This window comes from Micrococcaceae bacterium Sec5.8 (genome assembly GCA_039636775.1).
GTDB lineage: Bacteria > Actinomycetota > Actinomycetes > Actinomycetales > Micrococcaceae > Arthrobacter.
Genome location: CP143429.1, coordinates 3835357 through 3860149 on the forward strand (window position 1 = coordinate 3835357; position 24793 = coordinate 3860149).

The following is a 24793-nucleotide window of genomic DNA, read 5'->3' on the forward strand; positions in this document are numbered from 1 at the left end:
AGCTGGTCAAGTTCTTCGGCACAGGGCTGCCCGCATCCAATGGTAAGTACACACAGCTCCATCCCGACGCTCCCGCAGATCCGGCAACCAGACCGACAACCCTCCCGCACATCCGGCAACCCACCCTTCGCGCCATTTGCGGGTTCGTCGGGTGGAACGCGCACGACCTGAGGGAGCGTCGTGATCAGCGGGTGAGTTCCTCCAGCACCTCGAGCACGTGGCGGTACTGGGCGCCCGTGGCCCGGGTCATGCCCAGTTCGCAGGTCCGGTTGCACGACACATGCGCGGCGGCGCCCATGTCGGCGACCTCCGCTGCCTGCTTCGCGGTTGCCGAGGCGGTCAGTTCGGGGTGCAACATGCCCCGGTCGCCGGCGAATGCACAGCAACCCCAGTTTTCCGGAATTTCCACCCGCTCGGCCACGGCACCGGCCACGGCACCGAGGGCCTCGTTGAGGCCCATCCGGGTGGAAGAGCAGGTGGGGTGGAGCGCCAGGGACTCCAGCTTTCGGTGGTCAGAGAGCCGGGGCAGGATGTGTTCCGCGGCGAAGTCCACGGCGTCCACCATGCGCAGGGCACGCTGCCCGGCCGCGGGCAGCTCCGATTCCACGGCCTGGCGCAGGCCCTCAGTGCAGGAAGAAGCGTCACATACGATCGGTAACTCGCCATCCCGCGTTGCCTCCCGCAGGGCGGCCAGGGTTTTCTCCCGCATCGTTGTTTGGCCCGCGGCCATGCCCTTGGAGGACCAGGGCGTACCGCAGCACAGGCCGTCAATACCGGCCGGCACGAGGAGGGTGAGCCCGGCCCTGGCACAGAGCTGTTCGAAGCTGTACTGAACGCCGCGTTCCTCTGCGTTCGGCTCTGCTCCTGCAGGGCCGAACATGGTGCCGACACACGCCGGGAAATAGACGGCATCAACGTCTCCTGCCGGTGCGGGACGCTTCCGCACCGACCCGCCGCCGGGCAGCTCGGCGGAATACAGCGGCACGGTATCCGCTCCCAGCACTGCCCGTGCTGCCTTGTTGGGCGGTGCGATGGCGGCGGCAGGGAGCTTGTGGACCACCGTCAGCGCCAGGGACGCGCCACGGGTGACGCCTTCCCAGTGCCTGGCGGCGGCGTTCCAGGCGCCGTTGGCGAGCGGTCCGGCGCCGGCCGTCCGCAGGCTCTTGACGAGCGACCCGGTGTTGATGTCCACCGGGCAGGCGGTCTGGCACATGCCGTCGACGGCACAGGTGTCCACGGACTCGTACCCGTAGTCCTTCTCCAGCTCCTTGACCAGCGCTGTATCTCCGGCCAGCCGGGCGGATTCGATGGCGCGCAGCGTGACGATGCGCTGCCGCGGAGTGAGGGTGATGTCTTTGCTCGGGCACACGGGCTCGCAGTAACCGCAGGAGACGCAGCGGTCCACTTCCGCCGCGACGGGCGGGACCGTCTTAATGTGCCGCAGGTGGGCCAGCGGGTCTTCATCCATCAGCACGCCCGGGTTGAGCATCGCTGCGGGGTCGAAGAGCTGCTTGATGGTGCGCATGACGTCGTAGAGCTCATCGCCGTATTGCCGTCGAACGTAGGGGGCCATAACACGCCCGGTGCCGTGCTCTGCCTTCAGCGACCCGCCCTCCGCCAGGACCAGGTCCACCATGTCCTCGGTGAAGGCGCTGTAGCGGTCCAGTTCGGCCGTGGTGGCGAAGCCGTCAGTGAGCATGAAGTGGACGTTGCCGTCTTTGGCGTGGCCGAAGATCACGCTGTTGCTGTAGCTGTATTTGTCGAAGAGCCGGATCAGTTCCCGGCAGGTGCGTCCCAGCACCGGGACGGGGACCACGATGTCTTCCAGCAGCGCAGTGGTGCCCCGGGGGCGCGCTCCGGCGACCGAGGCGTAAAGGCCCTTGCGCAGCTGCCACAGCTGGCCGCGTTCGCGTGAGTCGCCGGTGAACCGGGCCGGGGCGGACAGCCCGAGGCCAGGGAGGACGCCCTCGCCACGGTGCCGGAGTTCTGCCAGTTGGGCCGCGCTGCCGGCAGAGTACTCCACGAGCAGCGCAGCGTGGTCGGACACTGCCAGGTCCCGCACAACGGAAGGTGTGCCCTTGAGCGTCTGGCCCACCTTGAGGGACAGTGCATCCATCAGCTCCACCGTGGCTGCGCCCGTCTCGACGAGCGCGGGCAGCGCTGAGTTCGCGGCCTCGAGATCCGGGAACACCAGCAGGGCCGCCGCGGCGTGCGGGAGCCGCGGGATGGTGCGGAACACCGCCTCCGCCACGAACCCGAGGGTGCCTTCGCTGCCGACGATCAGGTGGGCCATGATGTCCACCGGGCGCTGGAAGTCCAGCAGGGAGTTCAGCCCGTAGCCCATGGTGTTCTTCATGGAGAACTGCTGCCGGATCCGGCGTACGGAGTCGGCGTTGTTCCGGACACGGTCCGCCAGCCGGGCCAGCCCTGCGTAGAGGTCCGGCTCGAGGGCGCGGAGTTTCCGGTCGGCGTCGGGCGCCCCGGTATCGATCACCGTGCCGGAGGGCAGCACCACGGTCAGGGATTCCAGGGTGCGGTAGGTGTTGTCGACAGTGCCGCAGTTCATGCCGGAGGAGTTGTTGGCAACGACGCCGCCGATTGTGCACGCCGCCTCGCTGGCCGGATCGGGGCCGAATTTCCGGCCGTAGCGGGCAAGTCTGGCGTTGAGCGCCCGCACGGTGACGCCGGGCTCGACGCGCACCCGCGCGCCGTCGTCGAGCACGTCAATATTCCGAAAGTTCCGGCGGACATCCACCAGCACGCCGTCGGTGACGGCCTGACCGCTGAGGCTTGTTCCGCCGGAACGGAAGGTCAGCGGCACGCCCTGGGCGGCGCTGGCGCGCAGTAACCCGCCGACCTCGGCAGCGTTCCCGGCCGTGACGACTGCCTGCGGTATGAGCAGGAAGTGCGAGGCGTCATGGGCGTTGGCGTGCAGGTCGATCGCCCGGGTCTTCACCTGGGCGGGATCCTGCACTGCCGAGCGGAGCCCCGCCAGGTCCAGGGGCGCCATCAGGGGACCATCCAGCCGAGGACGGGGGTGGACTGCAGGAAGATCAGCACGGTGATGAGCGCCAGCAGGCCCAGGCTCCAGCCGATCAGTTTGCGGAACAGGGTCCCCTCGGCGCCGTCAAGGCCCACGGCCGCAGCGGCGACGGCCAGGTTCTGCAGTGACAGCATCTTCCCCATCACCCCGGCGGAGGAGTTGGACGCGGCCATCAGCACCGGCGACAGGCCGGTCTGCGCCGCGGCAGTGGCCTGCAGCTGGCCGAACAGGGAGTTGGAGGACGTGTCGGAGCCGGTGAGGGCAACGCCGATCCATCCGATCAGCGGGGAGAGGATGGCGAAGAAGCTGCCTGCGGAAGCCAGCGCGAAGCCCAGGCTGGTGGTCTGGCCGGACAGGTTCATCACGAAGGACAGGCCAAGGACGGCGGTGACGGTGACAATGGTCCAGCGCAGCTGGACAACGGTGTCCCGGTAGATCCGCAGGGCCTGTGCGGCCGAAATCTTGTAGATCGCCAGGGTGATCAACCCGGAAAACAGCAGCAGGGTGCCCGTCGCCTTGAGGTGGTCGAGCTTGAACTTGGTGGCCGCAACCGGCTTGCCGGCCGAATCGGTGATGTCCAGACCGGGCCAGGCGAAGCTCACGCTGCCGACCTGTCCGAGCCAGGTCTTGACGAACGGAATCTGGGCCACCGAGAACACCGCGATGATGATCAGGTAGGGGGCGATTGCCATCCAGATCTGCCGGGGTTCGGGCCGGGAATTATCCGTCGGCACCGTGGTGCCTGCCGCGGTGCCGACCGAATGACGGGCAGCGGTCCCGGCGACGGCGGATCGGCCGCTACGGGAGGCGCTGCCGGCCGTCAGGGCGACGGGGGCGGCCGCGGCGTCCTCAGCGCCTTCAACGGCGCCTTCCATCCCGATAATTTCCTTCGGCTGCCAGTACTTGAGCATCAGCAATACGGCGGCGACTGTCACGACGGCGGCGACGACGTCGGTCAGTTCCACGGCGAAGAAGTTGGACGTCACAAACTGGGCCACGCCGAAGGTGGCGCCGGCCACGAGGGCCACGGGCCAGGTCTGCCTCAGGCCGCGGCGGCCGTCGACGATGAAAACCAGCAGAAGCGGAACGATCAACGCGATGAACGGCGTCTGGCGGCCGGCCATGGAGGACAGGTCATGCAGCGGCAGGCCGGTGACGCCGTTCAGGGCGATGATGGGCGCCGCCATGGCGCCGAAGGCTACGGGCGCGGTGTTGGCCAGCAGCGAGACCACGGCGGATTTCAGCGGTTTCATGCCTGCGGCCATCAGCATGGCCGCAGAGATGGCCACCGGCGCGCCGAAGCCTGCCAGGGATTCCAGCAGGGCACCGAAGCAGAAGGCAATGAGGATGGACAGGATTCTCAGGTCATTTGAAATGGAGCGGATGGTCCGTCCCAGCACTTCGAACCAGGGGGTGGCCACGGTGAGCCGGTAGATCCACAGCGCGTTGACCAGGATCCACAGAATGGGGAACAGGCCGTAGAAGATTCCGGCTGCGGTGGCGCTCAGGGCCTGGTTCACCGGCATCTGCCATCCCACGACGGCCAGCACCAGGGAAAGCGCCAGGCTGGCCAGTGCGGCCTTGGGGGCTTTGACCTTGAAAACGCCCAGCAGGACGAAGAGCAGAAGCAGAGGAAGCGCCGCGCAGAGCGCTGAAATCACAAGGGACCCTGCGATGGGGTCGAGGATCTGCTGAAACATGAGTCTCCAGATTGTGTTAGGCGTCACAACTCCGTGGCGCCCTTTGATTGTCTTACAAGTACACATGAACGTCAAGAGATGTTTGTTGTCTTGTCTGGCAGGATTGGGAGTACTTCAAGAAACTCTTGACGGGAAGGAGCCCCGGTGGCCGGGCGAATTACGGCAGTCTCGATCGTGGATGCGGTGGCCTCGGACCTGCGGAGCCGGATCTTTTCCGGGGAGCTGGGGTCCGGGGACGCCTTGACGGAGTCTGAGGTCGCTTCTTCCTACGACGTCGCCAGGCCGACCGCGAAAGCTTCGATCGAGAAGCTGGTCGCCGAGGGTCTGTTGGACCGGGGTACCCACAAGACCGCCCGGGTGGTCGAGCTCGGCCCCGACTCCGTACGGGACATCTATCTCGCCCGCGCCTATCTGGAAAGCGAGGTGCTCCGCCGCCTCGCACGCACGGGGGACGTGCCGGCAGCGGCGGTGCAAGCCAACCGTGACATCGCGGCCGTGCAGACCGGCGCTCCGATCGACGTCGTCGAACCGGACATGCGGTTCCACACCAGCCTGATTGACGCCGTCGGCAATGAACGCATCAGCCGGATGTACCGCTCGCTGGTGGGAGAGGTGCGGTTGTGCATGGTCCGGGTCCAGTCCCTGCATCTGCTGGACACCGCTTTGATCCAGGCAGAACACCAGAAAATCCTCGAGCTGATCGAGTCAGGCGAGGGCGACGCCGCCGCCGTGCTGCTCGACGAGCACCTGGGGCGCGCCCGGGAACGGCTGGTCGCGGCCATGGGTGGAACCCCCGGGCCGGAGGCCGAGCAAAGCTCCGGACTGCTGCCGCAGTAACCCCACCAGCAGTTAGCTGTTCTGCTAGCGGGCGCGTTCGACGCGCTTTTCGTCCCAGACCGGCTCGGCCGATTCGTAGACCTTCCCGTCGGAGCCAAAGACCAGGAAGCGGTCGAAGGTCCGGGCGAACCAGCGGTCGTGCGTCACGGCCAGGACCGTGCCCTCAAAGTGGTCGATGGCCCGTTCCAGTGCCTCGGCCGAGTGCAGGTCCAGGTTGTCGGTGGGTTCGTCGAGCAGCAGCAAGGTGGCGCCGGAGAGTTGCAGCAGCAGGATCTGGAACCGGGCCTGCTGCCCGCCGGACAGGGATTCGTACTTTTGCTCCGATTGCGGGGCCAGCCCGTATCCGTCGAGCGCGCCGGCGGCGGCCTCGCGCCCCATCCCCGAGCGGTGTTCGTCGCCGCGGTGCAGGATTTCAAGCAGGGTCTTGCCCAGGAGGTCGGGCCTGACATGGGTCTGGGCGAAGAAACCGGGCCGGATCCGGGCGCCGAGCTTTACCGTACCCTCGTGCGGGACCTCGGCAATGTCCACTTCGGACACCGGCAGGTGCTCCCGCTCGGGATCGGTGCCGCCGGTGGCCAGCAGGCGCAGGAAGTGACTCTTCCCTGAACCGTTGGAGCCCAGGACCCCCACCCGGTCACCGAACCAGACCTCGGTCGAGAAAGGCTTCATCAGCCCCGTGAGTTCCAGCTTCTCCGCCACGATGGCACGCTTGGCGGTCCGGCCGCCCTTGAGCCGCATTTGCACGTTCTGCTCGATCGGCAGGGCCTCGGGCGGACCGGCTTCGAGGAACTTCGCCAGCCGGGTCTGGGCAGCGTGGTACCGGTTGGCCATGTCGGAGCGGAACGCGGCTTTGTTCTTGTACATGTTGACGAGTTCCTTGAGCTTGATGTGCTCCTCGTCCCAGCGTTTCCGAAGCTCCTCGAAGCGGGCGTTCCGGTCGGCCCGGGCGTCCACGTAGGACCCGAAACCGCCGCCGTGGATCCAGGCCCCGGCGCCGTTGATGCCCGGCTCCAGGGTGACGATGCGGCCCGCGGCGTTGTTCAGCAGTTCCCGGTCGTGGCTGATGAAGAACACCGTCTTCTTCGACTCGTTCAGCTTCGCCTCCAGCCAGCGCTTGCCGGGAACGTCGAGGTAGTTATCGGGCTCGTCGAGGAGCAGCAACTCATCGGGGCCGGCGAAAAGCGCCTCCAGCACCAGCCGCTTCTGCTCACCGCCGGAAAGGGTCGACGCCGGCCGGTGCTGTGCCCGGTCAAAGGGCAGACCGAGGGCGGCCATGCAGACTTCGTCCCAGACCGTTTCGACGTCGTAGCCCCCGGCGTCCCCCCAGTCCACGATCGCCTGCGCATACGTCATCTGGGTGGGCTCGTCGTCGTACTCCATCATCGCCAGTTCCGCGTCGTCCACGGCGCGGGCGGCGGCCGCGAGGGCGGGAGGCGCAGCCGAGACCAGGAGGTCGCGGACGGTGGAGTCGTCCCGGACCTGACCGACAAACTGGCGCATGATGCCCATATTCCCGGAACGCCCAATGACGCCTTCGTCGGCGATGAGATCGCCGGAGATAATCCGGAACAACGTCGTCTTGCCTGTTCCGTTGGGACCAATCAGCGCCGTCTTGGTGCCGTCCGGAACCTTGAAGGTCACGCCGTTGAGCAGCTGGGTGCCGTCGGAGAGGAAGTAATCGATGTTGGAAACGTCAATATGAGCCACGGTTCCATCCTCCCACGGCCGTCCCCGCGGCCCCGATCCGCCGGCGCTCAGCCCGCGGCGGTGAGGAATTCCTTGAGCAACGGGCCAGAAACGGTGGCGCCGAGGCCGCCTTCTTCGACGAAGACGGCAACGGCGAGGTCGCCGTGAACGGCTACGATCCAGGCGTGGGTCTTGGGCGGGTTCTCGTCACCGAACTCCGCGGTTCCGGTCTTCGCCCCCACCGGCGCTCCGGGAACAGCGGCCAGGAAGCCGGCATGCCCGGAGGTGACCACTGCACGCATCATGTCCGCCAGGGCGGTGGCTTCCGCCGCCGTCACGGGTGTGCCGGATGCCTTGGCCGGCGCGGGGGCTGAGGAAGGTGGTGCCGCAGCGGCCGGCGTTGATGCAGCAGCTGCCGACGCGGTGGGCCCTGCGGCTCCGGCTGCCGCGCCGGGATTCACCACGAGCTGCGCAGCGACCGGGGCGCCCTTGGCGACCGAGCCTGCCATGATGGCGGCAGCGAGGGGGGACATCAGCACCTTGCCCTGGCCGATCATTGAGGCGGCGTGTTCGGTACCGGAGGCATCGCCCGGAACCGAACCCAAAAACGCCGAAGCGCCCAGCGACGGGGCATCCACTGCCACGCCGAGCGACGTGGCAGCGGACTCGAGCTGGGCCTGGGTGACCGCGTCGCGGGCGTTGATGAACGCGGTGTTGCAGGAGTGCGCGAAGGCATCGCGCAACGTCACGGATCCCAGGGAGGAGGCCGGATATCCTTCGGCGTTCTTAAAAGTCCGGCCATCGACGGAAAGCGTCGCCGGGCACTCCACCAGGGAATCCGGAGTCATGCCGTCGCGGATCATGGCCAGTGAATCCACAACTTTGAAGATGGAACCGGGGGCGTACTGGCCCAGCAGGGCGGTGTCGTAGCCGTTGCTGCCCGGTCCGGAGGCGGCGGCGAGGACGGCGCCGCTGGAGGGCCGGAGCGCCACGATGGCCGACGCCGGGCCCACCTTGCCCAGCACGTCCTCGGCCAGCTGCTGCAGGTTCGGGTCGAGGGTGGTTTTCAACGGGGTCCCGGGTACCATCGGCGCCTGGAACAGGACCCGGCGGCCGCCGTTGGCCAGGCCCTGCCGTTGCTCAGCGGTCAGGCCGGTCAGTTGGGCAAAGATCTGGGTGCCGTCGCTGCCGCGAAGCTGCGCGTCGTACTGCTGTTGCAGTCCGCCGGTGCCTGTGATCTCTCCTGCCGTGAGCGCCCCGCCGGATTGCTCAATCTGTTCGGCATTCGCCTCGGCCGCGGTGCCCAGCAGGGCCCGGGCAAAGCCGCGGCTGGGGGCGAGGGGCTGGGAGTCTGCGATGGCGCGCGCCCCCCGGATCGCAGCGATCTGATCGTCCGTGATGGTCCGGCCGTCCTCGCGCAGGGTGATGGCCGGGACGAAGGCCTCAGGGCCGGCCGCTTGGACCTGCTGGACGTAGGCCGCGGGGTCCACGCCTACCAGCTGTGCGAGTTCGGTGGCAGGCGGAGCCGGATCGGCGGCGGCCAGCAGGGGTTTGTCGATGCCGACGCTCACCACTGACCGGTAGGTGACCAGCTTGGTGTCCCCTGCGCCCAGGATGTCGGCGCGCTGCGGGGTGTCGGTCGCCGTGCCGAGGACTTCCCCTTCAGCCAGCTCCGGCACCAGAAGCTGCGGGCTCCAGACGGTGACCCACGTGTCCCCGGATTTCTTCAGCAGGGCGGACGTGGTGTATTTCCACTCCCCTGAGCCGATCTTCCAGACATAGTTCAACGGGACCGTGGCGGTGTCCTTGTCGAGCGTCAGCTCACCGCTGTCCACGGCGGGCTTGACCGGGTTCAGTGCTTTGAACACTTCTTTGAGCTGACCGTCCGCTGCCGTGGACTCCTTGCCCTCAAACGGCACAGCCCCGATGTCGAGAGCCGCGACGGCGGCAGCAAGCTGCTTTGCCGCATCCTGCGCGCCGGCGCGGCCGTCGGAACAGCCCACCAACGAGCCGCCAAGAATGAGCCCAACCAGGGCCAGTGAAAGTTTTGATGAGTTCCCCATCGCGCCATTATGCCCTGAACGCCGGACAATTCCCTTGTCACATGGTCCCCGCCGGCGGCCTGAACGCAGCAGCGGCGGGCGGACTCAGAAGCGCCGGATGATCCTGCGCTGGGATGCTACGGCGATCGCCGCTGTACGGTTGTCCACCCCGAGCTTGCCGTAAATGTGCACCAGGTGCGTTTTGACCGTTGCCTCGGAAATGAACAGCTGTTTGGCGATGGCCCGGTTGCCCAGCCCCGTGGCCAGGAGTTCCAGTAATTGGATTTCCCGGGCGGACAGGACCGGTTCGGGATTCCTGATCCGGCCCATCAGCCGGGCGGCCACTTCGGGGGCCAGCGCGGTCTGGCCCGCCGCGGCGGAGAGCACAGCCTGGCGGATCTGCTCCGGCGGGGCGTCCTTGAGCATGTAGCCGCTTGCGCCGGCCTCCACTGCGGCGAGAATGTCCGCGTCCGAGTCGTAGGTGGTGAGGATCAGCACGGGCGGGGACGGCAGGCCTGCGAGTCCAGCTTTGATCCTGCCGGTCGCCGTGACGCCGTCCATACCGGCGCCCATCTGGAGGTCCATGAGAACGACGTCGACCGGCTCGCCAAGGGTTTGGAGCCGCGACAGCTCCGCCAGCGCTGCTCCGCCGTCGGCTGCCTCGGCCACCACGGCGATGCCCTCGAAATCGCCCAGCATGGCGCGAAGCCCGGCCCGGACCACCGGATGGTCATCGACTAACAGCACGTGGATATCGTTCATGACTCCTTCCCCACCGCAGCATCCCCGAGCGGGAGGCGGATAGCCACGACAGTTCCTTCACCGGGTGCGGATTCAACATCCAGCCGGCCGGCAAGTGCCGCCACCCGTTCCCGGAGCGACGTCAGCCCGAAACCCGAGCCATCCGCGCGGCTGGAGACCGCCGCGACAGCAACGGGATCAAACCCTGCCCCGTCGTCGTAAATATCCATCGCTACCTCGCTGCCCAGAAACGACAGGGTGACGACGGCGGTGCGCGCCCGGGCGTGTACCCACACGTTCGCGAGGCTTGCCTGCGCGGCCCGGAGCAGGGTGGTGCGGTACTGGTTCGGCAGCTCCACGGGGGCTCCTTCGAGGTCGAAGCGGCAGCGCAACCGGGCCCCGCGGGCGGCCGCCTCGGTTTCCGTTTTTTCGCAGAGCCGGCGCAGGCTTTCCACCAGGGGGTCCTGCGTCGGGTTCTCCGCCGGGTCCCCGGCCGGGCCACCCGCCAGGGAGGGTGGCTGCAGGCCGCGGACAAAGTTGCGAGCCTCCGCCAGGTTTGCCGAAGCGGTCTCTTGCACCGTCCGGAGCCGCTCCCGGGCCAGGGCGGCGTCCCCGTCGTCGAGTGATTTCTCCGCCGAACGGCCCATCAGCACGATGCTGGAGAACCCCTGGGCCAGCGTGTCGTGGATTTCGCGGGCCAGCCGGGTCCGCTCGGCCAGGGTCCCGGCTTCATGCTGGCTGCGGGCAAGTTCGGCCCGGGTGCGGCGCAGTTCCTCAGCGGCGAGCCGCTGGTTCTCGGCCTCCAGGTAGAGCGCCCGGTAGGCCAGGCCGGTGACCACCGCAAAGGCCGCCCCGAATGCCGGTCCCAGCACCATGGGTAGTTGCAGGGCACTCCCGTCCTTGCTGGCGTTGTGAAACCACAAGGCCGCCACCACCAGCACGGTGCTGAGCGCGATCGCTGGCAGGGCCAGGCGCAGATCCAACACATGCAGCTGCAGGAAGAACAGCGGAAAGGCCAACCAAACGAAGTCGGCGCTGGCCCAGATCAGCAGCAGCCAGAGGAGGCAGACCATTCCCAGCCACAGGCCCGAGTACGGTCGAGGATCGAACCGGGACGGATCGGTGGCGTGGTGTTTCTCCAGGACGGTGCCCAGCAGGTAGACGGCGGCGAGCACCAAGGCGGTGGCCGGGGCGAACCAGCCCGTGCCCGGAAGACCCTCGCCCAGCAGCCGCACGCAGGCGACGAACAGCAAAATGGCGAAACCGCTGTGCAGGCACACCCGCAGAACGCGCAGAATCACGTCCGCGTTACTCCCGCCTGCCATCGGCGCGCCGGCCGGCGGGCCGTCCGCGTTCCCAAACATGTTTTCAGCGTAGCCCGCACCGGTCCGTTTCCGGCCGGCGGACCCTGCCCTGACGCCACGATCAACCTTTTGTATGACCCGCGGTTCAACCTTTCCGGCGTCCAGCCCCAACCGTGCGGGCGATGCCCGCCCGGTCCCGCCGCCGGAGGCTTGTAACAAGAAGACGCCCCCCAGCAGAAGGACCCCTATGTATCTCGCTATCCGCGATCTTCGCTTCGCCAAAGGCCGTTTCCTGCTCATGGGCGGAGTCGTCGCGCTCATCACCGTGCTGCTCGTCTTGTTGTCCGGGCTCACCGCCGGCCTCGGCAATCAGTCCATATCCGCCCTCGCCGCCTTACCGGCTGACCAGATTGTCTTCGGAGCTCCGGCCGGCGGCAGCGCCAAAGCTTCCTTCACCGAGTCAGAGGTGACCCGCGGACAATTGTCGGTATGGTCCGGCGCGGAAGGAGTCGCGCGGGCCGAACTGCTGGGCATCAGCCAGAGCCGCTTCCAGGCGGTGGGCACCACCGGCACGCCCACCGGGACGGCCAGCGTGGCCGTCTTCGGAACCGAGGGGAGCGGCCTGGCGCCCGCACCCGTGGTCGACGGAACGGTGGTGGTCGGCTCCAGCCTCGCCCGGGACCTTGGACTGCAGGCCGGCAGCAGGGCCACTATCGGCGGCACGGCGTTGACGGTTTCTTCCGTGGTCCCGGATCAGTGGTACGCCCACACAGGAGTTATCTGGACCACCCTCGCCGATTGGCGGACGCTCGCCCACATCGACGCTGCCGGCGCGGCAGCGACCGTCATTGCCGTCACCGCCGATACCGGACATTCCCCCGGCACCGCCGCCACAAACACAGCGGCCGGCACCCTCAGTACCACCCGCGACGGCTCCTTCCAGGCGCTCGGGTCCTACAAAAGCGAAAACGGGTCCCTCCTGCTCATGCAGGCCTTCCTCTACGGAATCTCCGCTCTCGTCATCGTGGCTTTCCTGACTGTATGGACGGTGCAGCGAACCCGTGACATCGCCGTCCTCAAGGCCCTTGGCGGGTCTTCCGGCTATGTGCTCCGGGACGCCATGGTCCAGGCAGCGATCGTGCTCCTCACCGGGGCCGCGGCCGGCGGTGCAGTTGGCATAGCGGGCGGAGCCTTCGCTTCCCGGGCTGTCCCGTTTTTGCTGACGCCGAACACTACTGTGCTCCCCGTCGCGGGCATCGTCGTCCTGGGACTGGCGGGCGCCGCCTTGGCAACCCGCGGCGTTACCCGGGTGGACCCGCTGCTGGCCCTCGGTGGCAACTGACCCGCCGCCAAAATCCCTAAACATTCTTTGAAAGGCATATACAGTGAATAGCGCTCTTAGCCTCGTCCACGTCACCCTCGAGTACCCCGATGGTGATGGCACGCTCAAGGCCCTTGACGACGTTAGCCTGCACATCGCTCCGGGGGAATTCCTGTCCCTTGTGGGCCCCTCCGGATCAGGCAAATCCTCCCTGCTGGCAGTGGCCGCAACGCTCGTCAAGCCCACAGTGGGCAGGGTGGTCATAGGCGGGGCGGACGCAGGATTGCTTTCCGATGCGGGCCGCGCCTCCCTGCGCCGGGACCGGATCGGCATCATCTTCCAGCAGCCGAATTTGCTGCCGTCCCTGACGGCATTGGAGCAACTGGTGATCGCTGAGCACCTGCGCGGCAACTCGGCAGGTGAGGCGTCCGGCCGTGCCGCGGGACTCCTGGACCTTGTCGGTCTGGCTTCGGTCGCGGGCAAGCGCCCCCACCAACTATCCGGCGGCCAGCGGCAACGGGTGAACATCGCCCGCGCCCTCATGGGAGACCCCGTTGTGCTCCTGGTGGATGAACCCACGGCAGCTCTGGATCAGGAGCGAAGCGAGGCCATTGTGCAACTGCTGCGCCAGGTGACCGATGAGTTCAGGGTGGCCACCGTGATGGTCACGCACGACACCGGTCTTGTCCCGCTGACGGATACGGTGGCCAGCATGCTCGATGGCGCACTCTGCGCACCGCGGCCGGCCGATGCCGTCCCCGCTTGAGGTGCTGAGGGTCCTAGAGTCCCAGGCGTGGGACGGCCAAACCAAATATGTCTCTTAGGGCATATTTGGCGGCATGATATCCCGGCATCCCCGTCACCCCGGGGCCTGGCGGAGTTGAGGAGGAACACAGGTATACGCCGGGCAAGGGCGTGCGCCAGGGAACGGGACCAACCACGGGCCGCTGAAGAAGGCCGCGCAGATCCATCAGTCCGGCGCTGAAGTCCCCGCCGACGTAGTTCTCGTTGTACAGGCTCAGACCAGCCGCCGTCGTGACGTGGTGGCCGACGATGAGGTCACGGAACCCGGGAGCGAACCGCTCCAGCTGGGCTATGACGGCCTCGGCCATGTCCACGGTGGAACCTGCCGGGACGTGGCAGTAGCTCCACAGGATGTGCCGCCCCGCAGGCGCCCGTCCGGCGTCGAAACGCGACGGCTGGGAGACCAGGACGTACGGGCGGTCGGGATGCCGGCCGGCGGCGACGAGATTCTCCGCTTCCGCCATTTCCGCGCGGGTTCCGCCCACATGGATGGTGCCGGCGTCGGCCAGCCCGGGCGCTGTCCAGGGGACCGGTCCAGAAAGGATGAAGTCAACCTTGCAGGCCCCGTCGCCGAACCGGAACGATTCGAGGGCGCGGCCGTACCGCTCCGGAAGTTTGCCGCCTGCCAGCCGCAGGAGTCCCGGCGGCGCCACATCGAGCAACGTGGCCTGCACCGGAGGCAGCTCCGCCAGGGATCCGATCCGTGCGCCGGTCTCCACCGCTCCGCCGTGGGCCTCGATGTCGGCGATCATCGCCCCCGCAATGGCCGCGGAGCCGCCGATCGGTACGGGCCAGCCGACTGTATGGGCCAGCGTGCCGAGCATAAGTCCGGCTCCGGCGGCCGCCAGCGCTGGCAGCCGGGACACCGCATGCGCAGCGACGCCGGTCAGCAGCGCGGGCGCGAGGTCTTCGCGGAACCTTGCACCCCAGAGCGGTGAACCCTGCTCCAGGACGCGGGCGCCGAAGAGAGCGGCCGCCACCGGGTCCCGCGGAATACGTAGGAGCTGGTTCAGTGTCAGGTCTGTGATGCCGTCCGCGTGCTGGACGAGCGGGGCCATGAGCTGCCTGAACGCCGTCCCGTCGCGTCCCAGACCCGCGGCTGTTTGCTCCAGTGAGCGGTAGGCCAGGGCGGCCCGTCCGCCGTCGAGCGGGGTGCCGTAGGAGACCTCTGGAACTTCGAGCCGGATCCGCCGGGATAGCTCGAAGTCCCGGAAGAACGGTGAGGCCAGGGCCATTGGGTGCACCGCCGAGCAGACATCATGAAAGTGCCCGGGTTCAATGAGCTCCGTTGTGCGCAACCCGCCGCCCGGCGATGGTGCGGCCTCGTAAACGTGCACTTTTAGTCCGGCACGTGCCAGTGTCACGGCGGCAGCGAGCCCATTCGGTCCTGATCCAACAACGGCGACATCAGGCATGCGCGGCCGCCTTACGCCAGGGCAGCACGGATGCGGAGGGACGGAGCGGGTCTACCCGCAACCGGTCCGGAACGCCCGCAAACGGCCCGCCCTGCGGATCGTCCATCCCGGAACGGCGGACTACGTCGTAACGGGGCTCCCAGAGGTCCCATGCGACCCGGGTCATCAAGTAGCCGATGGCGATCATGTGGAAGACCACGGCGAGTACGTAATAGGGCATATCTATATTGTGCTGTGACACCCCGCCGCTCGTCACCTGCCCCAGATACAGCCAGACTGCCGCCCAGTGCAGACCCTCGAAGGTTTGCCAGATCAGGAAGTCACGCCAGCGCGGCCTGGCGAGGGCAAGCAGCGGGATGAGCCAGATGACGAATTGGGGAGAGTAGACCTTGTTGGTCAGGATAAACGCGGCCACGATCAAAAAAACCAGCTGCGCCAGCCGGGGCCGCCGCGGCGCCGTCAGGGCCAGAATCCCGATCAGCACGCAGGCCAGCACAAACAGGTTCAGGGCCAGGGTGTTGACCACCGCGGCTTCGAGGGGGAGCCAGCCCAGCCGTCCGGCGACGAGGTTGTAGGCAAACCACGGCGAGCTGTAGCCGGCGGGCCGGTCTTCGGTGAACTGGTAGAAATACCGCCAGCCCGCAGGGTTGGCGAGGGCGACAGGGACGTTGACCGCCAGCCAGGCAGCGGCCGCGGCGCCGGCGGTGATCAGAAGGACACGGATCCGGCCGGTCCGCAGGGCCAGGAGCAAGATGGCTCCGAGGATGAGTACGGGGTAAAGCTTGGTTGCGGTGCCGAGTCCAATGAAGACCCCTGCCAGGACGAGCTTATTGCGCGAGAAGCAGTACATGCCCAGGGCCAACAGTCCCACAGCCCACATGTCCCAGTTGATGGTCCCGGCCAGGATCATCCCGGGGGCCACGGCCACCATGGCAGCGTCCCAGGCCCGACGCCGGGCCATCCGTGCCGTGGCGAGCACCGTAATGATCCAGACGGCAGCGATCAGGGCGGCGTTCAGGTCAAAGTAGGCCAGGATCCGGCCGGCGGAGACGTCCCCTCCGGGGACCAACAGGGCCGTGGCGCCGGCGATAAACCCCATGAGGACGGGGTATTCGAACAACGCTCCCTGCGTGATGAAAGGGAAGGCACCCGCCCCGAGCCCGCGGTTCTTGAACAGCTCCGGAAAATCCGAATAGCAGGTGGCATAGAACTGCCCCGGGGTTTCCCAGCCGTTGACCCGGCAGTAGGACTTGAAGACAATGCCAATCGCGGCTGCTATGACGGTCATCAGGATCAGGACGCGTTCCACGGTGAAAAATCCAGGGGAGACCGCGCCGGGGGCTGAACGGCGGCCCATCGGTCCCCCGACCAGTTCCGTAAAGTTCCGCAGCAGGGGATCGCTGCGGCTCGGGATGACCAGCCGGACACGTGTGCGGTGGTCCGGCGGCTTTGTCTCCTGCATGTCCCCGAGCTTACCGGGGCAACACCGGCTTGCCGCGCTGTGCCGGCGCGGGCGGCGGCAGGGGCGGCGGCCCGGCGATAACGGGTGGGCTGCCCACGCGTCGCCGCGCGGGCAGCCCGGGTTCCATTTTCGAGGTCAGTCATCAGTACTCCCTCGATGGCTGACGATGCCTCAACGGCTGAGGCCGTTGCGGTGCATGAGAAGAACGGCGTCTTCACGCCTCTGATCGAGGAGTTGTCCGCTGAACCGCGGGGGCGGCGGGCCGGGGGCCTCAGGTGCCGCAGGACTCTCCAGAGTTGCTGCTTCATGGTGGTCACCTCCCCCCGGCCGCACGGGATGCGTGGCTGGGTGGTGATACTGGCAATCGTCACGTCGGACGAAAGAATGGCTCCGGGACGCAGGGGACAGGATCCCAACAAGAAGCCGGGTTCCGAACTTCGGGGATACGGCGCAGCCGCATGGCTCCGCCTGGCAGGTCTCACGTTACGACTGAGACAGTCAGTGTCGATGGAGCTCTGGTTCGGGCCCTGGATCCCTCATCGCGGAAGCCTGGCCGGAAACTGAAGGTCAGGAGACAGCCCGGCGGGTGTGAGGGCGCGGTTCAGCGTCAGAGGCCGGTGTGTCGGTGACGGAATGCATCCGTCCGCTAGTCAAAGAATGGAGCGGTTGGCCACCGAACTAATAAACTTTTCTGAAGTCTTTTCTAAACCTCATTTATAGTCCCCACCGGACCACTGCCGGAGTTTTCTTATCCCAGCCGAGCGTGCAGACTTTTGCCGTTCCCAGGACGAAGTGCCGCCCTTCGTGCGGATCCAGCCCCAGCCACCGCGCGGTCAGGATCCTGGAGAAGTGCCCATGGGCCACGACCAGGACGTTGTCCAGGCCGGATTCCAGTACCCGCGCCACAATTTTGTCCGCGCGCGCGGCGACGTCGTCGAGGGCTTCGCCGTTCGGCACCCCGTGCGTCCAGACCAGGTACTCCGGGTTGTCCTTGCGGATAAGGTCCGAACTGATGCCTTCATAGTCGCCATAGTCCCACTCGACGGCGAGCGGCTCCAGCTCGGCATCGGGAAAGCCTGCCAGCTCTGCGGTCCGGCGGGCCCGCCGCAGAGGGGACGTCAGGACCAGGTCAAAGTCGACGGCATCGAGCACCTTGCGGGCCTCCACGGACTGCTGTTCGCCTTCGACCGTGAGCGGGAGGTCGGTGAGCCCGGTGTATTGGCCGCTTTTGGACCACTCGGTTTCGCCGTGCCGGAGAATCCACAGCTGCGGGCGGGGGCTGTTAGCAGATTCGATCACTTAGGACTCCTCAGTTGAGAGTGCGGAGGCGGACTCGGGCTGGGCCGCCCACCATTCCTGCAGTTTGGCCTCGGCCACGGCCGGATCCAACGGGCCGTGTTCCATCCGTTCTTCCAGCAGGAATTTGTAGGCACGCCCTACGACGGGGCCGGGCCTGAGTCCCAACAGTTCCATGATCCGGCCGCCGTCCAGGTCCGGCCGGACAGCTTCGAGGGACTCCTGCTCGCGCAGGGCAGCAATCCTCGCTTCAAGATCGTCATAAGCAAAGGCGAGCCGCTCAGCCTTGCGCTGGTTGCGGGTGGTCACATCCGAACGGGTCAACCGGTGCAGGCGTTCCAGGAGCGGACCGGCGTCGGTGACGTAACGGCGGACGGCGGAATCGCTCCAGCCGGCGTCGCCGTAGCCGTAGAAACGCATGTGCAGCTCCACCAGCTTGGCAACAGCCTTCGTGGTGTCATTGTCGAACCGCAGCGCCTTCATTCGTTTTGTTGTCAGTTTGGACCCGACCATGTCGTGATGCCGGAAGCTCACCGCGCCGCCCGGTTCGAAACGGCGCGTGGCCGGCTTCCCGACGTCGTGCATCAACGCCGCAAACCGCAACACGAAATCTGGAGCGGGCACAGCACCGTCGTCAGCCGTTTCGAGTGCGGCCGCCTGCTCCAGGACCTGGAGCGAGTGCTGGTAGACGTCCTTATGGCGGTGGTGTTCATCGGACTCCAGGCGCAGGGCGGAAACCTCGGGCAGCACGAAATCGGCCAGTCCCGTGTCCACCAGCAAGTCAACCCCGGCCCGCGGGTGCGCCGCGCAAATGAGCTTGACGAGCTCCTCACGAACGCGTTCGGCGGAAATCATGGTGATCCTTTCCGCCATCCTGGACATTGCGGCACGCACATCCTCGTGCACCGTGATCCCCAGCTGCGCGGCGAACCGCGCCGCGCGCATCATGCGCAGCGGATCGTCGGAGAAGGAGGATTCGGGTGCTCCCGGGGTGGCCAGGATCGACCCATGAAGGTCCCGGACCCCGCCGAACGGATCCACAAGCTCCAGTGCCGGCAGGCGCAACGCCATTGCGTTGATGGTGAAGTCACGGCGCAGCAGGTCATCCGTCAGCGACTTTCCGAACGCGACGACGGGTTTGCGGGAGTCGTGATCGTATGCCTCGGCGCGGTAGGTGGTGATTTCTATCTGAAAGCCGGCCTTGCGCATTCCGATGGTGCCGAAGGCACGCCCGATCTCCCAGAAGTTATCAGCCCACTTCTTGATCAGGGCCACCGTCTGGTCCGGGGTGGCATCGGTGGTGAAGTCCAGGTCAGGGGAGATCCGGCCCAGGAAGAGATCGCGGACGGGTCCGCCCACCAGGGACAGCTCGTGGCCGGCATCCACGAACCGCTGCCCCAGCTCGAGGACCACCGGGTCTACCTGGAAGTCAACAGTGTGCGGGTCAGTCTGGTGATGTGCATGCGCCATAGTTTCTTAAGCTTGTCAGAAATCCCGGCCAGCACCACACCGAACCCTTCTGAAGTCCGGCCGCTGGCGTCGAAGATGTGGGTGGCAGGGGCAATCCACTTTCCCGGCCGTCCACTTTCCTGTCATGTTTAGGTCATCAAGTGCGGACAAGAGTCGTTAGAGTGGACTTCATGGCCCATCCCGTACCGAGCGCTCCTGGCAGGAGGACAAACGCACCGTTGCCCTCGGCAATCGGTGCAAATGTCGCGCCGGTGCAGCACTCCGGGCAGGCCTCCCTTCCCACTGTGGAGGAAATCTCTGCCGGCGGCGTCGTCGTGGATACTTCCGACGCCGAACTCCGCGTGGCGATCATTGCCCGCCTAAACCGCGGCGGGCGGCTGGAATGGTGCCTGCCGAAAGGTCATCCGGAAGGCAAGGAAAGCAACGAGGAAGCCGCCGTACGTGAAATCGCGGAGGAAACCGGCATCGAGGGCAAGATCCTCGCGCCGCTGGGCAGCATCGACTACTGGTTCACGGTCAGCGGGCACCGCGTCCATAAAACCGTCCACCACTATCTGTTGCAGGCCACCGGCGGGGAACTGACCATCGAGAACGATCCGGACAAGGAAGCCGTCGACGTCGCCTGGGTTCCCATCAACGAACTGGCACGGAAGTTGTCCTTCCCGAACGAGCGCCGCATCGCCGACCTCGCCAAGGAAGTACTTCCGGAGCGCCGCTAGGGCCACGCGGGCCTGCGAGCGGGATGTGGATAGCACCTTTTGCCCTGCCCGGGTGAGACGATGAAGACAATGTCATCCGCCAAACCCACCCCCGCGCCCCCCGGTCCTGCCGATTCCAAAGCCGTCCAATCCGGAGAAGTCCGTTCCAGTGCCATCATGGCTGCAGGAACGCTGGTTTCGCGTTTCCTGGGATTCGCCAAGACCTGGATGCTGGCGGCCGCCCTCGGCCTGGGCTCCACCGTCAACGACACCTTCATCAACGCGAACAACCTGCCGAACCTGATTTTCCTGCTGGTTGCCGGCGGGGTGTTCAATGCTGTCCTGGTGCCGCAGATCATCAAGGCAAGCAAGGCCCCGGACAGGGGAGCGGACTACATCAGCCGGCTGCTGACTCTGGCAGTCCTGATCCTCTTGACCCTCACGCTGCTGGTCACCCTGCTGGCACCGTGGGTTATCCAACTGACCACTCAGGGCTACTCGCCGCAACAGAAGGCCCTCGCGGTCACGTTCGCTTTCTGGTGCCTGCCGCAGATCTTCTTCTACGGCCTCTACGCCCTGCTGACCCAGGTCCTTAACGCCCATGGCGCCTTCGGGCCTGCGATGTGGGCGCCCATCCTCAACAACATTGTCGCCATTGCCGGATTGGGCATGTTCATCGGCATTATGGGAACCAACGCGGTCAATCCCCATACTCTTGATACCTGGAACTCCACCCAGACCCTGCTCGTGGCCGGGTTCTCCACCATCGGCGTAATGGCCCAGACCGCCATCTTGTTGGTCCCTGTCTTCCGCCTCAGGCTCGGTCTCCGGCCTCGATTCGGCTGGCGGGGCGTGGGTCTGGGCCAGGCCGCCAAGCTCAGTGTCTGGACTCTGGCAACGGCCGCCGTCGGGCAGTTGGCATTCCTGTATGTCATGCGCATCGCCACGATCCCGGGAGCGGAACGGCTCCGGCTGGAACAGGCCGGCGATCCGGCGGCGAAGTCTTTGCCGGGGAACGCTGTGCTCGAAGTGGCGAGCCAGCTCTACCTGCTCCCGCACTCCATCATCGCCCTGTCCCTGGCCACGGTGCTGTTCAACCGGATGACCCGTGCCTCACAGGACGGCGACCAGGCAGCGCTGCGCGACGCGCTCTCCCGCGGGTTGCGCACCATGGCCGTGGCGACGGTGTTCGGGGCACTGGCCCTCTTCGCCCTCGCGGGACCGCTGGGGATGTTCTTCTCCGGCAATGTGCCCCAGGACGGCGTCATGCTGGCGCAAACCCTGACCATTTTGGCTCTCAGCACACCGTTCATGAGCGCCAACTTCATGATGTCCCGGGTGTTTTATGCCAACGAGGATGCCCGGACGCCGTTCTTCATTCAACTGGTGCTGGCCCTCGTCAACGTTGTTGCCGCCTTCTCCATCCAGTTTCTCCCATTCGATCAGATCATTTTCGCCATCGCCGCGCTCTACACCGGCGGTAATATCCTCTCCGTGATCGTCAGTGCGATCTTCCTGCGGCGGCTTCTCGGGCATCTCGACGGTCCACGGATCGCCAACGCCTATATCCGGATGGGCTATGCCGCGTTGGGTTCCGCCCTCACCGGAGCCGGCGCTTTGTGGCTGCTGGGAAGCTACAACAGGGAGGGCTTTGCCTGGAGCTCACCCATCGCGGCTCTGGTGACGATCGCCGTCGTCGGTCCCGTCATGCTGGCGGCCTACCTGCTCCTTTTGAAGTTGTTCCGCGTGACTGAGCTCAGCGACCTGCTGCAGCCGCTGCTGACCCGGCTGCGCCGCCGGCCGGCCGGAGAGTCCGGGTCCGCAGATCTTTCAGACATCCCCGCAGCGGCGCGGCCCCGGCCGGAAAGAGCGACCGTATCCGTAGATACGGGCCTTATTCCGAGAATCTCGGGGGAATTCGACGCCGCGTCCTTCCGCGCCGGGCCCGACCTGGACGAACGCGATGAACGGAGCGGACGCGCTGGACCGGAGGGCGGGTCCCTACCTGCCGAGGAGGAGCCCGGCCCCGCGGGCCACAGCCCCGATGTCCCTTTCGGCGGTGAGAAGAAATAATACGAACAGGTGGGGTACTCGGGGCCGTGCTTCCGTGGCCGGGACAGTGCATCGGCTAGGATCGAAGACTAATAAGGGGAGTTGCAGACCACGGGTTCTACCGGCTTGCCGGGCGGCGTGCGGTCACTGCTGAAGCGATTAGTCCAGCAGCTCCCGGACTGTCTAGGAGGAACCCGTGTCCCACCCGATCGATGTCGGATCAGTACTAGGTGGCCGCTACAAGGTCACTGCCACCGTACTGACCTCGCATGACCAGGATCTGGTGCTGGACGGAGTGGACCAGGTGCTCAACCGTTCCGTGAGCATCCTGGTGGCCGGGCCCGGCAACGCGGATCAAGTCGCGCAAAGTGCCCGGGAAGTTGCCACCGGCGAACGTCCCGGCAGCGTGCAGGTCCTCGACCTCGGGGTCAGTGATGCCACCACTTACCTCATCACGAACCACACGTCGGCCGCTGACCTGCTGGACCTCGTGGTGTCCTCCAACCCGCCGTACGTTGAACCGTTCTTTACCGACACGCTGGGCAGCGAAATCTTCGGACAGCCGCGTTCCCACGAGCCCGAAACTTACGACGGGCTCTACGAGGAGGAAGACACAGACACCGGGTACATCAACTACGGGCAGCACCAACGTCCCGCTGTTCAAGCACCGGATGCAGGACTGGCTGTTTCTCCTGCATCCACTGACCATCCGGCGGCGCCGGCAGCCGCCGGGGCAGCAACGCTTGCCGGTGCCGCAGGAGCCGGCGCGGCGATCTCATCCAAGGGCAGGTCGCCCCAGACCACGCCCCGGGACGCAACACCCCAACCCACGGCCCCCCAGCCGGTGCAGGATGGGGTCCCGGTCTCCTCCGGCTCCCAGGCTTCCGCAGCCGAGGCGCCCGCAGCGGCCCCCAAAGTTTCACTGTGGTCTGAGAACGACTACGATCAACCCACTCCCGGGAACCGGGAGATCTCCGACGACGACCACGCCACGGCCCCTGCCACGGCCGACCACGCCCCCGGATTTTTTCCGGGCTCGGCCCGGGACAACGGCTCGCCCGCCGACAACGAGGACAGCAAGGACCAGGAACCCCACCGTGAGCCCCGGTCCATGCGCTGGTTGGTGGGGGGGCTCCTGGCCGCTGTCCTCGTGGTCGGACTGGTGCTCGCCGTGACCAACCTCGGAAGCTTGTTTAAGACGACGCCGCAGCCTGCCGCGGGCGGCCCAGCGTCCACCAGCGCCCCCGATACCGCCCCGGCTGAGCCGTCGGGCACCGCCAGTCCTGCACCGGCCGCCGGTCCGCCCGCCGTCGAAAGCGTCACACGGCTCGGCAACTTCGATTTCGCTGGAACTTACGACGGCGACCTCGTCAAAACCTTCGACGGCAACGCTGCCAGCTACTGGTCGGAGATGGAATTCGCCACCGACAACTGGGGCGGCCTTGCGACCGAGGTTCCGCTCGTCGTCAAGCTCAAGGGCCCCTCCCAGGTCTCCTCGGTGACCTTGAGCCAGTTGGGTGCCTCCGGCGGAAGCATTAGCGTTTACACCAACGACCGACCTTCCCTTGAGGGTGCCAGGCAGGTAGGCAGCAACAGCTTCACCTCACCGGACCTGACCATGCCGCTGCCGGAACCAACGACGGCGCAATACGTCATAGTTTCCATCAAGACCCTTCCCAAGCTCGCGGCCCCGAAAACGCGCTACGGATACGGACTGCGCCTGGCCGAGATCAAGGTTCAGTAGGGCCCTGCCGCCCGGCAGCGGCGCCGGCAATCCGGGACGCAAGCATGCACCCGTCGGGGGGCGGTCGCGTGAGGTGTCACTCTGGGGTGCCCGGCACCGCCGGAATATTCAATACCAAGTAGTAGTTGTGCCATGTGGCCGGCCCATCCAGGCGGGCGCATCGACAAAGGAAGAGGTTCACCGCTTAGTGAGCACCGTAGAAAACACCGCGTCCGACGTACGTGATGTCATCATCGTCGGCTCCGGCCCCGCTGGCTACACCGCCGCGGTGTACACGGCGCGCGCCAACCTGAAGCCACTGCTGCTGGCCGGGTCCGTGACGGCTGGCGGAGAGCTGATGAACACTACCGATGTTGAAAACTATCCCGGCTTTCCGGAGGGCATCATGGGCCCGGACCTGATGGAGAACTTCGAAAAGCAGGCCGCCCGCTTCGGCACCGAGATCCAGTTCGAGGATGTGACCGCCCTTGATCTGGACGGCGATATCAAGACCGTCACCACCGGCTCCGGGGAAACCTTCCGGGCGCGCTCCATCATTCTCTCCACCGGTTCGGCCTACCGCGAGCTTGGCCTGCCTAACGAGAAACGTCTCTCCGGCCATGGTGTCAGCTGGTGCGCAACCTGCGATGGTTTCTTTTTCAAGGATCAGGACATCGCCGTCGTCGGCGGTGGCGACTCCGCCATGGAAGAAGCTCTGTTCCTCACCAAGTTCGCGAGGACGGTCACGGTGGTCCACCGCCGCGACACCCTCCGGGCCTCCAAAATCATGGCGGACCGCGCTCTCGCCCACGAGAAGATCAGCTTCATCTGGAACAGCGGCGTCGAGGACGTTCTGGGCGAGAACAAGGTAACCGGCCTTCGACTGAAAAACCTCCTCGACGGTGCCGAGACCCAGCTTGCCGTTACCGGCGTTTTCGTGGCAATCGGCAACGATCCCCGCACCGATCTCGTGAAGGGGAAGCTTGACCTGACGGCCGAGGGGACCATCGCGGTCGCGGGCCGCAGTTCAAAGACCAGCCTCAAGGGTGTCTTTGCAGCCGGTGACGTCATCGACCCCACTTACCGCCAGGCGATCACGGCCTCAGGGTCCGGCTGCGTCGCCGCAGTTGACGTCGAGCACTACCTCGCCGACCTTGACGCCTAAACGGCGCACCAAGCCATCAACCGAGAGAAAGACA

At 66.4% G+C, this 24793-nt stretch carries 17 protein-coding genes; 7 read left to right on the plus strand and 10 right to left on the minus strand.

Translation table 11 applies throughout. The features are described from left to right. Positions 1-184 precede the first annotated feature (184 nt). Together VUN84_17725 and VUN84_17730 are read right to left on the minus strand one after the other, a co-directional pair. Entirely contained in the window at positions 185-3010 is a 2826-nt protein-coding gene (locus VUN84_17725) for an FAD-binding and (Fe-S)-binding domain-containing protein (GenBank protein ID XAS64097.1), read from the minus strand. Further along, a complete protein-coding gene (locus tag VUN84_17730; GenBank protein XAS64098.1) occupies positions 3010-4743 on the minus strand; it encodes an L-lactate permease in 1734 nt (577 codons plus the stop codon). Before VUN84_17730 ends, VUN84_17725 begins: the two co-directional genes overlap by 1 nt. Before the next feature lie 144 nt (positions 4744-4887). On the opposite strand from VUN84_17730, the gene VUN84_17735 reads away from it, so the two are divergent. After that, positions 4888-5580, plus strand: coding sequence for a GntR family transcriptional regulator (locus tag VUN84_17735; protein ID XAS64099.1), 693 nt, complete (start codon positions 4888-4890; stop codon positions 5578-5580). A 24-nt stretch (positions 5581-5604) separates the two neighbouring features. Here VUN84_17735 and VUN84_17740 read toward each other — a convergent pair whose 3' ends face one another. From VUN84_17740 to VUN84_17755, 4 genes are all read right to left on the minus strand, one after another. Next, positions 5605-7287 carry an ATP-binding cassette domain-containing protein gene (locus tag VUN84_17740; GenBank protein XAS64100.1) on the minus strand — a complete coding sequence of 561 codons (1683 nt, stop codon included), beginning with the start codon at positions 7285-7287 and terminating at the stop codon, positions 5605-5607. 47 nt (positions 7288-7334) lie between these two features. Continuing rightward, the gene (locus VUN84_17745; protein ID XAS64101.1) at positions 7335-9329 is read right to left on the minus strand and encodes a penicillin-binding transpeptidase domain-containing protein; all 1995 of its coding nucleotides are present in this window, start codon (positions 9327-9329) and stop codon (positions 7335-7337) included. A gap of 84 nt (positions 9330-9413) precedes the next feature. After that, on the minus strand, positions 9414-10070 hold the full coding sequence (locus VUN84_17750; protein XAS64102.1) for a response regulator transcription factor: 657 nt from the start codon (positions 10068-10070) through the stop codon (positions 9414-9416). Next, entirely contained in the window at positions 10067-11374 is a 1308-nt protein-coding gene (locus VUN84_17755; protein XAS65893.1) for a sensor histidine kinase, read from the minus strand. The genes VUN84_17750 and VUN84_17755 overlap by 4 nt, the downstream gene beginning before the upstream one ends. Positions 11375-11600: 226 nt before the next feature. Between VUN84_17755 and VUN84_17760 the strand changes: the two genes are divergently transcribed. Together VUN84_17760 and VUN84_17765 are read left to right on the plus strand one after the other, a co-directional pair. Then, complete coding sequence (locus VUN84_17760; GenBank protein XAS64103.1) at positions 11601-12695, plus strand: ABC transporter permease; 1095 nt, start codon at positions 11601-11603, stop codon at positions 12693-12695. Positions 12696-12738: 43 nt separating this feature from the next. Further along, complete coding sequence (locus tag VUN84_17765) at positions 12739-13440, plus strand: ABC transporter ATP-binding protein (GenBank protein XAS64104.1); 702 nt, start codon at positions 12739-12741, stop codon at positions 13438-13440. Between the two features lie 13 nt (positions 13441-13453). Here VUN84_17765 and VUN84_17770 read toward each other — a convergent pair whose 3' ends face one another. The 4 genes from VUN84_17770 to VUN84_17785 all read right to left on the minus strand — a co-directional run bounded on the left by VUN84_17770 (position 13454) and on the right by VUN84_17785 (position 19121). Then, the gene (locus tag VUN84_17770) at positions 13454-14893 is read right to left on the minus strand and encodes an NAD(P)/FAD-dependent oxidoreductase (protein ID XAS64105.1); all 1440 of its coding nucleotides are present in this window, start codon (positions 14891-14893) and stop codon (positions 13454-13456) included. Next, positions 14886-16355 (minus strand): glycosyltransferase 87 family protein, encoded by a 1470-nt coding sequence (locus tag VUN84_17775; protein ID XAS64106.1) that lies wholly within the window; start codon positions 16353-16355, stop codon positions 14886-14888. Before VUN84_17775 ends, VUN84_17770 begins: the two co-directional genes overlap by 8 nt. A 714-nt stretch (positions 16356-17069) precedes the next feature. Then, positions 17070-17651 carry a histidine phosphatase family protein gene (locus VUN84_17780; protein ID XAS65894.1) on the minus strand — a complete coding sequence of 194 codons (582 nt, stop codon included), beginning with the start codon at positions 17649-17651 and terminating at the stop codon, positions 17070-17072. 3 nt (positions 17652-17654) lie between these two features. After that, a complete protein-coding gene (locus VUN84_17785) occupies positions 17655-19121 on the minus strand; it encodes a CCA tRNA nucleotidyltransferase (GenBank protein ID XAS64107.1) in 1467 nt (488 codons plus the stop codon). Between the two features lie 218 nt (positions 19122-19339). Between VUN84_17785 and VUN84_17790 the strand changes: the two genes are divergently transcribed. The 4 genes from VUN84_17790 (at position 19340) to trxB (ending at position 24759) form a co-directional block, all read left to right on the plus strand. After that, entirely contained in the window at positions 19340-19840 is a 501-nt protein-coding gene (locus VUN84_17790; GenBank protein ID XAS65895.1) for an NUDIX hydrolase, read from the plus strand. 60 nt (positions 19841-19900) lie between these two features. After that, positions 19901-21892 (plus strand): murein biosynthesis integral membrane protein MurJ, encoded by a 1992-nt coding sequence (murJ, locus tag VUN84_17795; GenBank protein ID XAS64108.1) that lies wholly within the window; start codon positions 19901-19903, stop codon positions 21890-21892. 175 nt (positions 21893-22067) lie between these two features. Next, complete coding sequence (locus tag VUN84_17800; protein XAS64109.1) at positions 22068-23615, plus strand: ABC transporter substrate-binding protein; 1548 nt, start codon at positions 22068-22070, stop codon at positions 23613-23615. A 187-nt stretch (positions 23616-23802) separates the two neighbouring features. Further along, the gene (trxB, locus tag VUN84_17805) at positions 23803-24759 is read left to right on the plus strand and encodes a thioredoxin-disulfide reductase (GenBank protein XAS64110.1); all 957 of its coding nucleotides are present in this window, start codon (positions 23803-23805) and stop codon (positions 24757-24759) included. Positions 24760-24793 lie beyond the last annotated feature (34 nt).

What these genes read in the sequence shown, in the direction of transcription:
- VUN84_17725 (XAS64097.1), bottom strand. Translation starts at nt 3,010, where the DNA reads ATGGCGCCCCTGGACCTGGCGGGGCTCCGCTCGGCAGTGCAGGATCCC.
- VUN84_17730 (XAS64098.1), bottom strand. Translation starts at nt 4,743, where the DNA reads ATGTTTCAGCAGATCCTCGACCCCATCGCAGGGTCCCTTGTGATTTCA.
- VUN84_17745 (XAS64101.1), bottom strand. Translation starts at nt 9,329, where the DNA reads ATGGGGAACTCATCAAAACTTTCACTGGCCCTGGTTGGGCTCATTCTT.
- VUN84_17750 (XAS64102.1), bottom strand. Translation starts at nt 10,070, where the DNA reads ATGAACGATATCCACGTGCTGTTAGTCGATGACCATCCGGTGGTCCGG.
- VUN84_17755 (XAS65893.1), bottom strand. Translation starts at nt 11,374, where the DNA reads ATGGCAGGCGGGAGTAACGCGGACGTGATTCTGCGCGTTCTGCGGGTG.
- VUN84_17760 (XAS64103.1), top strand. Translation starts at nt 11,601, where the DNA reads ATGTATCTCGCTATCCGCGATCTTCGCTTCGCCAAAGGCCGTTTCCTG.
- VUN84_17770 (XAS64105.1), bottom strand. Translation starts at nt 14,893, where the DNA reads ATGCCTGATGTCGCCGTTGTTGGATCAGGACCGAATGGGCTCGCTGCC.
- VUN84_17775 (XAS64106.1), bottom strand. Translation starts at nt 16,355, where the DNA reads ATGCAGGAGACAAAGCCGCCGGACCACCGCACACGTGTCCGGCTGGTC.
- VUN84_17785 (XAS64107.1), bottom strand. Translation starts at nt 19,121, where the DNA reads ATGGCGCATGCACATCACCAGACTGACCCGCACACTGTTGACTTCCAG.
- murJ (XAS64108.1), top strand. Translation starts at nt 19,901, where the DNA reads ATGAAGACAATGTCATCCGCCAAACCCACCCCCGCGCCCCCCGGTCCT.